This window comes from Gardnerella sp. DNF00476 (genome assembly GCF_049262735.1).
Classification (GTDB): domain Bacteria; phylum Actinomycetota; class Actinomycetes; order Actinomycetales; family Bifidobacteriaceae; genus Bifidobacterium; species Bifidobacterium vaginale.
Window position 1 is genome coordinate 1,494,750 of sequence record NZ_CP058401.1, and the last position, 13,588, is coordinate 1,508,337.

The 13,588-nt window shown below is 38.6% G+C and carries 8 protein-coding genes; 4 read left to right on the plus strand and 4 right to left on the minus strand.

All coding sequences use genetic code 11. The features are described 5' to 3' along the window. Nucleotides 1-16: 16 nt before the first annotated feature. Entirely contained in the window at nt 17-1,300 is a 1,284-nt protein-coding gene (locus HXT25_RS06000) for an enolase C-terminal domain-like protein (protein ID WP_014554633.1), read from the minus strand. Between the two features lie 496 nt (nt 1,301-1,796). On the opposite strand from HXT25_RS06000, the gene HXT25_RS06005 reads away from it, so the two are divergent. After that, on the plus strand, nt 1,797-2,840 hold the full coding sequence (locus HXT25_RS06005; RefSeq protein ID WP_064623495.1) for a LacI family DNA-binding transcriptional regulator: 1,044 nt from the start codon (nt 1,797-1,799) through the stop codon (nt 2,838-2,840). Between the two features lie 161 nt (nt 2,841-3,001). Here HXT25_RS06005 and fucO read toward each other — a convergent pair whose 3' ends face one another. Continuing rightward, a complete protein-coding gene (gene fucO, locus HXT25_RS06010) occupies nt 3,002-4,153 on the minus strand; it encodes a lactaldehyde reductase (protein ID WP_422118805.1) in 1,152 nt (383 codons plus the stop codon). 562 nt (nt 4,154-4,715) lie between these two features. Between fucO and HXT25_RS06015 the strand changes: the two genes are divergently transcribed. The 3 genes from HXT25_RS06015 (at nt 4,716) to HXT25_RS06025 (ending at nt 10,092) form a co-directional block, all read left to right on the plus strand. After that, nucleotides 4,716-5,543, plus strand: coding sequence for an ABC transporter ATP-binding protein (locus HXT25_RS06015; protein WP_004111879.1), 828 nt, complete (start codon nt 4,716-4,718; stop codon nt 5,541-5,543). Between the two features lie 17 nt (nt 5,544-5,560). Beyond that, complete coding sequence (locus tag HXT25_RS06020; protein WP_422118806.1) at nt 5,561-8,254, plus strand: ABC transporter permease; 2,694 nt, start codon at nt 5,561-5,563, stop codon at nt 8,252-8,254. Between the two features lie 371 nt (nt 8,255-8,625). Next, on the plus strand, nt 8,626-10,092 hold the full coding sequence (locus tag HXT25_RS06025) for a conjugal transfer protein (RefSeq protein WP_422118807.1): 1,467 nt from the start codon (nt 8,626-8,628) through the stop codon (nt 10,090-10,092). Between the two features lie 157 nt (nt 10,093-10,249). Here HXT25_RS06025 and HXT25_RS06030 read toward each other — a convergent pair whose 3' ends face one another. Both HXT25_RS06030 and HXT25_RS06035 read right to left on the minus strand, forming a co-directional pair. Continuing rightward, on the minus strand, nt 10,250-10,969 hold the full coding sequence (locus tag HXT25_RS06030; protein WP_422118808.1) for a response regulator: 720 nt from the start codon (nt 10,967-10,969) through the stop codon (nt 10,250-10,252). 9 nt (nt 10,970-10,978) lie between these two features. After that, nucleotides 10,979-13,513 carry a DUF7134 domain-containing protein gene (locus HXT25_RS06035; RefSeq protein WP_422118809.1) on the minus strand — a complete coding sequence of 845 codons (2,535 nt, stop codon included), beginning with the start codon at nt 13,511-13,513 and terminating at the stop codon, nt 10,979-10,981. Nucleotides 13,514-13,588 lie beyond the last annotated feature (75 nt).

The window sequence follows — 13,588 nt, forward strand, 5'->3', positions numbered from 1 at the left end:
TTATTTTTTATTATTTTTAGCCGCGATAAAGGTACTTTTCGGCTGTTTCCAGCGTCATCTCAGTGCCATTACCTGGGGCGGTTGGCGCAACGTAATTGCCATTCTTGATTTGTGTTGGATGTACAAAGTGCTCGTGCTGATTGTCTACGTATTCAATCATGCGACCTTCCTTTGTTCCAGAAACTGCAACATAATCAAACATTGCAAAGTGGCATACGGCTTCGCATAATCCGACTCCGCCTGCGTGTGGGCAAACTGGCTTGTTAAACTTACGAGCAAGCAAGTATTCGAGAACAACTTCTTGTGGACCTGCAACTCGAGTTGCGTCGATTTGCATTATTCCAAATGCGTTTGCCTGCAAGTATTGCTTGAACATGATTCTGCTTTGCATTTGCTCGCCAGTTGCAACTGGTATTGGGTTGATTGCGCGAGCGATTGTTGCGTGTCCAATAACGTCGTCTGGGCTTGTTGGCTCTTCTACCCAAGCTAAGTCGAAGTCGTGGAAGCGATTAATCCAAGTAATTGCTGTTGGAACATCCCACACTTGGTTTGCGTCTACTGCAAGTCGAACATTTGGGCCGATTGCTTCGCGAGCGAGTGCGAGTCTTCTTAAATCGTCGTCTACATTTTGACCAACCTTAAGCTTAATTTGCTTAAAGCCTTTAATTTGCGATTCTTCCTTAGCGATTGCAACCATCTTTTCGTCGCTGTAACCGAGCCAGCCTGCGGCAGTGGAGTATCCTGGGTAGCCGTTTACAAGCAAGTCTGCAATTCGCTCTTCCTTGCCTTTTTGGCCATCTTGCAAGAATTCGATTGCTTCTTCTGGCTTTAAAGCGTCTGTCATGTAGCGGAAGTCGAGCGTAGAGACTAATTCCTTTGGATCCATCTCGGCAAGCAAGCGCCACAATGGCTTTCCAGCTCGCTTTGCTTTAATATCCCACAATGCGCTTAAAATCGCGCCAATTGCCATGTGTTCTACGCCTTTTTCAGGACCTAGCCAGCGAAGTTGTGAGTCGTGAACGAAAAGATCCCATGCAAGTCGCATGTTGTCTAGTAATTCTTCTACGTTTCTGCCAATAAGCACTTGAGACATGGAGTCGATTGCTGCGCAAACAACATCGTTGCCGCGGCCAATCGTAAATACAAATCCAACACCTTTAATACCATCGTCTAGGCTGGTTTTGATTTCTACGTATGCGGATGAATAATCTGGATCTTTGTTCATTGCGTCGGATCCAGAAAGCGTTTGCGACGTAGGGAATCTAAAATCATAGGTTTTTACTGATGTAATTGTACTCATAACGATTTGTGCTCCTTTGCTTTAAGATCGTTGTGACCTACTCCTATATTTTATAACAAAATAATAGAAAAATGTTCTAATTGTTAGGAAATTTTCGTAAATAATTTTTTGCGAATTTTTCCTAATCTCGCGTTTTGTGATAAATGTCATATTTCGGATTTTAAGAATATTGAAAAATTGAGCTTTTATCTTTTATAACTGTTAAAAAATGAATACTTTTGGCATCGATGTTATCTGTTAAATTCTGATTATTCGGCGTGTCATAAGAAAATTTCGCGACTTTGCATAGTCTGTAGCGAAATAACATATGATATTATTTCTATTAGGCTTGATATGTCAGGCAATAATGCGGTTTTTCTATTTTTTGAATTTTCGCATTGCTGAGAATTAATGCAAAATTAAGTAAGAAATTTTCTCTGCATTTGTTTGCGACTTAAGAAAATTTTGCGACTTATAAGCATATGAGCATAGGAATATAGGAATTAGGAGAGTGCATATGCCAACTCGTAGTCACGCAACTAGCATTGCTGAAAATGAATCTTCAAAACCTCGCATAACGGAGTTGGCTAAAAAGGCGGGGGTATCGCCTTCTACAATTTCAAAGGTTATTAACGGTAGAACTGGCGTTTCAGATGAGACTCGCAAAAAAGTAGAAGAAGTTCTTTTAAAAAGTGGGCGCGAGTATTCGCTTGTAAGCACTAAGGTATCTCCGACAATTGAATTATTAGTAGATTATGTGGCAAATAATGGCACGATTGAGATGATTACTTACGCATCTCGTTGGGCGCAAAGAGAAGGATTAGCTCTTACAGTCGCTCAAACCGATAATGGTAAGAAACGTGATGAATGTTTGCGTGGAATTGTAGATAGAAATCCTCTTGGTGTTATATCTCAAATGTCTGATCTTACGCAGAAAGATAAGGAATTTTTGCGTATGCGAAATATTCCGTTGATTATAATTGATCCCGTGTCTCTTTCTAATGGGGAAGATCACACGATTTCAATCGATAATTGGACAGGAGCTTATGAGCTTACAAAACATCTGATTAATATGGGGCATAAGAGAATAGGCGTTATAACTGGTCCTCTTAATGTTCAATCTGGTGTAGCCCGATTTGCTGGCTATAACGCTGCAATGGAGCAGTCTGGCTTGACGATTGATAAAGATTTGGTTAAAGAGGGGGATTATCTTCCTGAACGTGGCTATGAAATGGCTTGTAAGATTTTGGATTTGCCTGAAGAAAAGCGTCCTACTGCTATTTTCGCTTGCAACGATATTACAGCTGTAAATGTGTATCGCGCTGCTCGCGAGCGCGGTATTAAGTTAGGATCTGAGCTTTCTGTAGCTGGGTTTGATGACGTGTATCCTGCACAGTATTTGATGCCATCTTTAACAACCGTTAATCAGCCTTTTGATTCAATAGCAAAGAATGCTATTAGAATGATTCTTGAGATTAGGGAAGGTAAGGAGATTGAGAATCAACTGGTTCTTCCTGCGCATATTGTTATTCGAGAAAGCACTCAGACTGTTGTCGATTGATAGAAGGCTTGTAGGAGTTTGTTGCATACAAAATGTGGACGCAACTTAAATCAAGAGTTAGCACAAGAGTTAAATCAAGATAAATTGCGTCCACAAATTGTTTGTTCTAAATATTGCGTATTTATTTATTGTTTGCTTATTTTTAGAAGACTACGCCAATACTACATCAAGCTTGTATAAATCTTGCGAATGTCTTCCAAAGTGGCCTTGCGTGGGTTTCCTGGAGTGCAAACATCTGCCAAAGCGTCGTGGCTTAAGTCTTCAATATCTGCCTCACTAGCTCCAACCTCGCTAATCTTAGTAGGATTTCCAAGCTTAACAGTTAAGTCGTGAACTGCCTTTACAGCAGCATTGCGCACGGTTTCGAGGTCATCTGTGTATGCGTTTGGAACGTCGAATGCTGCAGCAATATCGCGATACTTTTCGCCAGTGTAATCCTTGTTGTATTCCATAACAGGAGCGAGCAAAATTCCGTTTGCAACGCCATGAGCAACGCCAAGGCGACCACCGAGTGGGTGAGCCATGCCGTGAACTAAGCCCAAACCAACGTTGGAGTATGCCATGCCAGTTATATAGCTTGCGTAAGCCATTTGTTCGCCTGCTGGAACGTCTCCATCTGCGCTCTTTGCAAGGTTTTGTGCAATCATGCGAATTGTTTGCAAAGACAGGCAATCCGAAAGGCTCCATGCACCTGGAGTAATGAAACCTTCGATTGCATGGGTGAGTGCGTCCAAACCAGTTGCAACTTTAAGCGAGCGTGGCATGGAATCGGTTAAGTCTGGGTCTACGAATGCAACGATTGGAATATCGTGAGGGTCTACTGCAACGAATTTACGAAGCTTTGCAGTATCGGTAACAACATAGTTGATTGTTGTTTCGGATGCGGTTCCTGCGGTTGTTGGCACGCCAAAGATTGGAACAGAAGGATTCTTTGTATCTGCAACGCCTTCAAGAGAAAGAACGTCGCCAAACTCTGGGTTTGCTACAATAATTCCAATGCCTTTGCATGTATCTTGTGGAGAGCCGCCGCCGAGTCCAATAAGGAAGTCTGCTCCAGATACCTTGAACTTTTCTACACCGTCTTGAATGCATTCAACAGGTGGATTTGGCTTTACATTGTCGAATACTTCGTATGGAAGACCAGCTGATTCTAGAACGTCTGTAACTTTTTTAACGGTTCCAGTTTTTACAAGAACAGGATCTGTTACTACAAATGCTTTTTTAAAGCCGTGTGCTTTAGCAACGTTTGGAATCTCTTTGATTGCTCCGCGACCGAAGTAAGCAGTCTGATTGAAAATCATTCTATAAACCATGCGAAAATCTCCTTTGAGTTTCATATTGGCATACGCCAAATTTTTGGTAGTCGATTAATATTTTACAATATTGCATGACATTTGGCGAGTGTATTAAATAAGCTTTTTATTACTAAACTTAACAAATAAGCAATTAAAATGAACATAAAGTAACTAATTTTATGCATTTTTATTTATTTTAGATATAAATAAGCACATTTATAAAAATTCGAGCACATGATTTGTAATGCTTATTTTGAAGGAAAAATATTAATCATGTTAAGAAAAATTCTTTAATTGATGGTGTTGTAGTTGCCAAATTGACTTATTTTGCATTAACTAATCGCTTGAAATGCAAATTTGAGCTTGTAGCATTAACAATCTTATGCAAGCTTCTCATACTAAAGTATGACGATTTTATATAAGAGCATTTTTATATCAAAATTTAATATCAAAATTCCTATTATTTCAATGAGAATATCAGCCTTACGCACTATAGAGAATGCGTTTTTAATCCCGTAAATTGTAATTGTAAGGTAATTCCAATACTTGTAAGGAACTGCAAAAGTAAGCGAGGTGCAAAATGAGTGTTGAAAATAGTCAAGATACGCGTTTTACGCAAATGAATTATTCCGCTCAAGAAGGTTTGATTGGCGAGACTGCGGTTGCAGCTTTGCATGTTGTTAAAGATTTTGGCAAGGGTGCAGGCATTGTTCACGCTTTGCGAGATGTAAGCGTTAGTTTCGAGCGCGGCAAGTTTACTGCGATTATGGGTCCTTCGGGTTCTGGAAAGTCAACTTTAATGCATTCTTTGGCTGGTCTTGACAGCGTTAATTCTGGAAAAGTTTTGGTTGACGGCCTAGATATTACAGGCATGAGTGATAAGCAACTTACGCTTATGCGCCGCGAGATGGTTGGTTTTATTTTCCAAAGTTTTAATCTTCTTCCAATGTTTAGCGCTGAGCAAAATATTCTTATGCCTCTTACTTTGGCAGGCAAAAAGCCAGATAAGCAATGGTTTAATACTTTGGTTAATACTCTTGGCTTGCAAGATCGTTTAAAGCATAGGCCTGCTGAGCTTTCTGGTGGTCAGCGTCAACGCGTTGCAATTGCTCGAGCTTTAATCTCTAAGCCTTCCGTAGTTTTTGCAGACGAGCCTACTGGCAATCTCGACTCTGCTTCCAGCTTGGAAGTTTTGCATTTCTTGAAGAAGTCTGTAACGGAGCTTGGTCAAACTGTGATTATGGTTACTCACGACGCTGTTGCAGCGTCTTACGCGGATCGAGCAATCGTGTTTGCAGATGGTCAAATCGTTGAAGACGTGCAAAATCCTACTGCAGAAGGAATGAGCAAGATGCTTATGGAGCGTAGCGAGGCTGGCGTTAATAATCAGCCTGCTCAATTGCAATAAAAGGTGGTGAACTTAGAATGTGGAAAATCGCACTAAAACTTATGCGTAAAAGCGTGCGCATGCTAATCGCCTCTGGAATTGCAATTCTTATAGGCAGCATGTTTATGAGCGCTACTTTGCTTTTTGCAAACAGCGTTGATGACTTGATGGTTCGAAACGCAACAAATGAATTCGGTAGCGCAAATTATGCAATCTCATTTAGGAATCCTAACAGTTCTCCGAGTAGTGAAATTCATTATAAAGATCTTCATTTAGACGAAATATCGAAGATGCCTGGTGTTAACGGTATTCGTAGTGACGATGCTACTGCGCTTGTAAGAGTAGAAAAAGGTGATAAATCAGTTACGAGTATTGCTTGGTCTAATGGTTTGTATGGAAATCTTCCTGTGTATAAATCAACAGAAGGTAGAGATCCGCAAGAAATAGGCGAAATCACGCTTATTAAAAGTATTGCTAAATCAATACATGCAAATATTGGCGATACTATAACTTTGGTTAAAGTAGATGACACTGGCGGAGATAAAGAAAAATCGTACGATGTTCGTGTGGTTGGTCTTGTTGACGATGGAGAACATTCTCAAATACCATTTTCAAATCGCGGCACGTATCTTGGTGGCATAACGAACGATTTTTGTGCAAAACTCGAAAATATTGAGAATTTTGACAATCAAGTTGTGCAAAGCAAAGTGTACATGAGTATTGATGAATCTAAAATAAACGATTTATCTCCTAAGATTAACGCTTTGCTTCCTTCGAGATTCTCTCTTATGTCTAGGCACGAAGTTGGTGTGAGATCTGTTCGAAATGTGTCTAACGGCACTAATTTTGTGACTATGTTTTTGCTATCTTTTGGTATTCTAGCGTTGCTTATTTCTTCGCTTGTTATAGCAAACACATTCCAAGTGCTGGTTGCTCAACGCAGACGAACTCTTGCGCTTTTGCGCGTAATTGGCGCACAATCTCACCAGCTTTATGCTGCAGTTTTGCTTGAAGCTGCAATACTTGGAGTTATTTCCGCGGCTGTTGGTGTGCTTTGCGCAATCGGATTTATGGGCGCAATTAGTAACGTGAATATTAATTCTGGACCGTTATCTAAGATTCCTTTGATTGTTTCACTTCCGGCAATTGTGTGGCCAATAGCAATTGGCACGATTGTAACAGTTCTTGCGTCTATGAGTGCTGCGCGATCTGCTACAAAAGTAACGCCTATGGAAGCGCTACGACCAATGGATTTGATTAAAGATAAGCGTGCAAGCATTATTCGCGCTGTTTTTGGCGTTCTGTTTATTGTTGTAGGTATTTTAGCTACTGCTTTAAGTGCTACTTCTTTAGCGAGTATGATTGCTGGGAAGTCACCTAATGCTGGTTCTGACTCTTGGATGACTTTGCTTGGAGCAATGTTTGGTTGTGCGCTTGTTTTTATTGGCATTATTATGACAGCCATATTCTGGATGCCGTTTGCTATGAAAGCAACTGGAGCAATCATGGCACTTTGTGGGCCTGCATCTAAAGTTGCTAATGCAAACGTGCAAAGAAATCCTAGAAGAGTTGCAGCAACTGGAACAGCTTTGCTTATTGGCGTAACGCTTGTTTCTACAGTAGTAACGGGCGCAATATGTGGTAAAGCAACTCTTAAAGGTGTTGTTGATGACCGTTACAGTGTTGACATTATTATTCAAGGCAAGAATGTTGATGAATCTCTAGCTGCTGATATTTCAAAGATTAGTGGAATAAAGCATACTGAGTTGCTTCCTGCAGTTCCTATGACTTTTAAGAATGCTAAGGGCAAAACTGAGTATGCTATGGCAGCTGGAGTTGATAATATAGATCAACTTAAAAATGTAATGCACACAAATCTTGATGGCGTTAATATAAACAAAGATTCTGTGCTTTTGCCTAAGTTTAATGAAGAAGGTGGAGAACCTTTTGAGCTTAAAAAAGGAAACCTTAATCTGCAAGCTTACGTAGAAAAGTACAGTTCTGGTGAAACAGACAGTGATAATATTACGCCATTTACCGGAATGAATACAGACCCTACTAATAACGATAAGAGCATTACTGTAAAGCAAGTTCAGTTTAAGAAGTATAGGAATGTTAATATATATTCAAGGAATACTGCTTTTGTTAGCAAATCTTACTTCAATAACTACCTTAAGCCTACAACGCATATTTTGCTTATTTCGGTAGACTCTAGCAAAGCTAATCTTGTAGATATTGTTAAAAATATTCGAAATATTACATCTAGCTATGCGGAGGTTATGGCTGCTGGAAGCGTGTTCCAGCGAGCGCAGTGGGAGAGTGCTATCGACGTAATGATGATGTTGCTTGTTGGCTTAATAGCAGTAGCTGTTGTGATTGCTTTAATAGGCGTCGCAAACACATTAAGCTTGTCTGTTATTGAGCGCACTAAAGAATCTGCAACTTTGCGCGCAATAGGCATGACAAGAGGACAGGTTAGAAGATCTCTTGCGTTGGAAGCAACGTTGATTTCCCTAACAAGCACTGTTTCTGGCTTGATTGTTGGAACAGCGTTTGGATGGATTGGATCCTACATGGTGTTTAGCGCAATTGGCAAAGTTCCGTTTGTAATTGATTGGACTATTTACGCGGTTCTTGCTCTAATCGCTTTACTTGCAGCTCTTCTTTCTAGCGTGCTTCCAGCTCGTAGAGCAGTGAAGTCATCGCCAGTAGTTGCGCTCGCAGAAGAATAAACTATATGTTGTTATAACATATATTAAATTAATTATAAAAACAGAAATAATGCTGGTGTAGTTGTGCATCAGCATTATTTTTTTCTACATAACGTGCGACACGCAGAAAAAATAATGTGATGTACATCAAAAAAATAAATAAATTTTATGCATAAAATACAATTGTTTAGATATTATTAACACGGATTTATATTTTTATCGGGAAAATCGAAAAAATTAAGTATTAAATATTTGTTATAACAAGTTAATCGAAAAATTTTTCGATTATTTGACGTTGGAATCTTATTTATTTCTCTGTTATGCTCTTTGGTTGACTGCTGACATAAGCATAAATTAAATATGAGGCCGCTACGAGCAAGGAGTAGAAGAATATGGTAACGGTCAATAAAAAATCTGCCGCAGTGATTGCAGGAATCGTGTTGTTATTAATGCAAAGCCCAATGCCAGCGTGGGCTAGTGATGCTGTAAATAGTGATGTAACACAAGCATCTGATTCTGATTTCAAGTCACTTGGACAATTAGATTTGGGTGGTTCCAATCAACCTCCTGCTACGAAGGAAGATTTACTTGCTAGTCGTAAGCAGTATAAAGAAAATCTTAAAAAGTATAATAAAGATTTAAAGAAAGCAGAATCTGAGTATAACAATTTATTCAACTCAAATAATGCTATTTTGGAAGAATATAATAAAGTTGAAGATAAAATTATAAAGTTAGAAGATGATTTAGACAAAGCTAGTGATGAAGATTTTGAGACTATAAATAAGGAGTTGAATGGTTTAAGAGATAAACGTAGAAAGTATTTAGATACTTTTAACAATAATCATGGACCTATAGAGTCAGCAAAAGAAAATGTAGAGAAATCAACTAGATTTATGCAAAATACTTTGCGACAAATCGCAGAAGTAGAACAAAAACTTATAAATGAATTCAATGTAAATATTAATGATCTTAATGAGCAAGAAGCTCAGCAAGAAGCTCAGCAAGAAGTCCAAGATAAGAAGGAACAGTCTAAAGAGGTTGAGCAAACTGAGCAATCTCAATCGAATACCCACAATGCGATTGTAGATTCAAATGCGCCTGTTAAGCCAGAATCTTCTGTTACTGAAGAAAAAGCTGTACAAGAAAAAGATTCTGTGCAGACTAAACCGAAGGATTCTAAAGTTGATTCGCGGTCTTCAGATAATAAATTTGCATCTTCTGAATATAGATCTTCGCAAGTAGAATCATTAGAATCTAAGAAATCTAAAGCGAAGAGTGTTGAAGCTGAATCGACTCCTTCTTCATCTGTAGCAGCACGCCCAGCAGAATACTCTGTAACACCATTTGCTCCAGTTTCTGAACCAAAAGTTGTTCCACAGAATGCTACATCCAAGGAAACTCCTGCGGCTTCTGTTGAAAACTCACAAAATGCATCTACTGTTTCTACTGCGTCAGATGTTACTGCTGCTTCCACAAATGTGAGCACTCCTGCAGCTTCTGTTGCACCTGCTACACATGCTGCATCGCCTGCACCAGTTGCAGCGCAGCCAGCATCGCCGGTATCTCATCCAGCAGAATCAGAAGCAAATAACGCTTCTAGTAGCGAAAAGATCGATGCTAAAAATAATGAAGAAAATAAAAAAGACGAAAATACAGAAAATGAAGATGTAAAAGAAGATTCCAAAGCTGTTGAAGAATCCGATAAGTTATCTGAAGCTAAAAGCGATAACTCAAAAGCACCATCGAACAACAATAATCTTGTAGTTGCTGGCGCTGTTGTAGGCACAATGGCAATCGGTGGTTCTGCAGCTGCAGGTATTTATATGAGTCGCGGTGGCAAAATTCGCTTTTCTAAATAAAACTTAGGATTGCGGATAATCAAATACAGATAGCTAAAATAGCTTAATGCGAACATAAATAGCACAAATAATATAAATAAAATTAAAATGCGGTTGCAATTCGATCGTTCAATGAAGAATAGATTGATTTTGCAGCCGCATTATTTTATAAGAATAATTAAACAAGACTGTTCTCGTAAGCAAACACAACAGCCTGCACGCGGTCTCTTGCTTTGATTTTTCCCAAAATATGGGCAACATGCGTTTTAACTGTTGGCAAGCTAATAAACAATTTATTAGCAATCTCTTGATTAGATAGTCCGTGAGCAATCTCTACAAGAACTTCGCGCTCGCGATCTGTTAAATCATTTAAGCAAGAATTGTAAGCGTTTGCGCTTTGCTCGTTTTTAGTAGCAATCTCTTCTTTTGATTTTTCTTCATCGTTAGGCTTAGAGATCATTGACTCAATTAAGCGCTTTGTAGCAGTTGGAGCAATAATTGCGTTTCCTTGATACACAGTTCGTATTGAATTAAGCAATGTTTCTGGCTCTGTATCTTTAAGCAAAAATCCCGATGCTCCCGTATGAATCGCAGCCATAACATATTCGTCTAAATCAAAAGTAGTTAAAATAATAATGCGCGTATTGCTATTAGCATCTTCTTGCAATATTTTGCGCGTAGCTTCCAAACCGTCCATGTTAGGCATGCGCACGTCCATCAAAATAACGTCTGGATTTTCCTTTAACGCAACATCCACAATTTCATTGCCATTCGCTGCTTGCGCAACAACTTGCATATCTTTTTGCGAGTTGATTACCATAGCAAATCCTGCGCGCACAAGCTCCTGATCGTCTGCTATTGCGACTCGAATTACTCCATTGTTTTCCATATTTTCCATAGTATCAACTTACTGTTGCTTATTTAATGTGTTGTGTTGAATTTGTTCATCTAGTGGGGCAGCAGGGCGAATTGCAATTTCAGTTGTATTCGCACTACTATTTGCCAAATTAACGCTTGAGCCTGTTTCTCGCAAAATTCCAAGTAGTTTTCGCATGTACCTAAGTGCTGAGCGACCTTCATCTCCAATGTTTTTAAAAGCTGTACTAATCGCTTCAATTTGTTCTTGCTTTGTCTCTTGCTCTAGTTTTGTTGACTTTAGCTTTTCTGCATTGCTATTTGATTTTTCGTATTCATTTAGCATATCAATTCCACTATTTGCAGCATAAATTACTTTATGCAATGTAACAGCAACTTTTTGCTGAATATTTGAGCTAATACGCTGCCTTTCGGCATTTGCTGCAAGTACTTCTAGCTGTTTTTGTTCTTGTTCTAATTCTGTTCTGCGCGCTTTTAGAATCAGCAAATTATTATCATCGTTTCTGCGGTAATAAGCAAATGCAATAGCAGTAAAACAAATTAACGCAACTATAAAACCAAAAACTAATCCTACGGACGCCGTTTGCATAATGTCATAAAAATTAGTTGTGTACGCATTAGATGCAAAAAATCGTATTGGAGTTTCATTTTGTGGAATATTTTTTGATGCAACACCAATTTTTACAGCAAAAATAGCAGATTCGGCGAGCACTACTGCGCTAACCCATTGCCATGCGTGCTTTTTGCCATAGAGCACAGCCGCATAAACAATGGTTGGTATAAAGAAATTAGCAAATAAAATATTAGGCAAGCATATAAGCTGTATTGCAGAAAATACTGCTGCAACAATTGCGCATGTAGTTGGAGCTTTTCTACGAAACATGAATGGCACCATGGTTGTAAGAGTAAATACTCTATAAAGTATTTGTAATGAAAGCGAGCTTGAATATTGCGAAGTCATTCCAGTTCCAACAGTAAAATCGTAAGTTGGTATAAAAAGCATTAGAACAGTCCAAGGCGATGCATAAATAACATCGCCAATAAGCCAATGTTGTTCAAACCATTGTGATACTTTCTCAATCCTATTTTGTGAATTATTTGCTGCTGGCAAAACTTCTGATGAGGTTTTATTGCTTGTATTTGCTGGTTTTTCTTTCGTTGATAACGGATTATTAACTTTTATGTTCTTATAAGTAGCGTTAGTAATACTATTTAATGCAAAAGCAGTAGTGTTTGATTGATCTGTACTGTAAGAGTATGGAATAAAAGCAGAAATACTAAATGTTCCATCGTTTTGTATTCCATAATCAAGTGTTCCATGAAGATTTTCAATGCGCTCTTTCATGCCAATTAATCCATAACCATTTTTATGTGGCACACCACTATTTTGCTCTTGATTAGCTTCAAGCTTGTGTACTTCGTTTGTGATTTTTAGTGTTAATCCTTGTTCGTTCCACTGTTCGTGAATGTTTATTTTAATGCCATTTCCTGCGTGCTTCCGAATATTAGTAAGAGATTCTTGAATAATGCGGTATGCAACGGTTTGTGCGTCCGTGTTAAGTCTATTTTGAGAATTTATGCCATCAACAGTGTGCCAAAAAATGTTATTAGGAGATGCAATTTTTGCTTGCTCAATAAGCGAAGGTATGTGATTAAAATCCAATTGAGCGGATGGAGCGTCTGTTAAAGCCTCTAGCAGTCGACGCATGTCGTGAACGGCGCGCTCTGCTTCGTTTTTAATAATATGCATTGTTTTTTTAGCAAGCGAAATATCTTTGGTTGCTGCATAACGACCACCATCTGCTTGAACAATAATAATAGAAAGCGTGTGAGCAACAATATCGTGCATATCTCTTGCGATTCTAGCGCGCTCTGCAGTAACAGCAATATTTTGAGCTTTCTTTCGGTACGCGCGAATAGCATTATTGTTCTCTTGTAAAAGTTGAATAGTATGCACGTGAGTGCGCTGCCAGTAGCCAATAATAACCGTAATTGTAGTAATAATAATCGCAAAAATTATGGAAGGAATTGCAAAATCAAGTACATTTGAAAAGCAGTTTCTTATGTTGCTGCTATTTATATTTTGTACACTACAAGAATAACTAGCTTTTAAATGATTGATGCCATATATTGGCCCCATTACAATATTCCACGATATTGCTGCGCAAGATAATACTGTTGTTACGTAAGCTGCAATAACAAAAGCTTTTGAATGTTCTGGATTTCCGCGAGCAATAGCATTAACAAGCAGCACAAAACCAAAGAAATCAGCAAAAAGTTGAGTAGGGCCAAATATTACTTGCAAAATGCATGCAACAATAAAAATAACAGCTGTGTGTTCGGGCCATATTCTTCGTACTGAAAGTAATGATGCAACAACAATATTTATAAGATAGGTTGTAATTAGTGAACTTTGCGTCAAGAATCCGTCAACATTGTTTATAGGATACCGATTGCTTGAAAGTGTAAAAAGAATAAGTGGAATAATGCCCCACAATATATCGTTTAGCGTAAGCTCAGTGCGTAAGCGTTGTATAGCTCTGTTAAACGTGTGAGATATTTTCATAATTACTAGGCTAGTACACAGCACTTTATAGAACAATCGAACTTTAGTATTATTTATATAAGAGTGTGTATTTTT

Bases quoted from the DNA above. Each gene is read 5' to 3' on its own strand.
- HXT25_RS06000 (WP_014554633.1), bottom strand. From the start codon at position 1,300: ATGAGTACAATTACATCAGTAAAAACCTATGATTTTAGATTCCCTACG.
- HXT25_RS06005 (WP_064623495.1), top strand. From the start codon at position 1,797: ATGCCAACTCGTAGTCACGCAACTAGCATTGCTGAAAATGAATCTTCA.
- fucO (WP_422118805.1), bottom strand. From the start codon at position 4,153: ATGGTTTATAGAATGATTTTCAATCAGACTGCTTACTTCGGTCGCGGA.
- HXT25_RS06015 (WP_004111879.1), top strand. From the start codon at position 4,716: ATGAGTGTTGAAAATAGTCAAGATACGCGTTTTACGCAAATGAATTAT.
- HXT25_RS06020 (WP_422118806.1), top strand. From the start codon at position 5,561: ATGTGGAAAATCGCACTAAAACTTATGCGTAAAAGCGTGCGCATGCTA.
- HXT25_RS06025 (WP_422118807.1), top strand. From the start codon at position 8,626: ATGGTAACGGTCAATAAAAAATCTGCCGCAGTGATTGCAGGAATCGTG.
- HXT25_RS06030 (WP_422118808.1), bottom strand. From the start codon at position 10,969: ATGGAAAATATGGAAAACAATGGAGTAATTCGAGTCGCAATAGCAGAC.
- HXT25_RS06035 (WP_422118809.1), bottom strand. From the start codon at position 13,513: ATGAAAATATCTCACACGTTTAACAGAGCTATACAACGCTTACGCACT.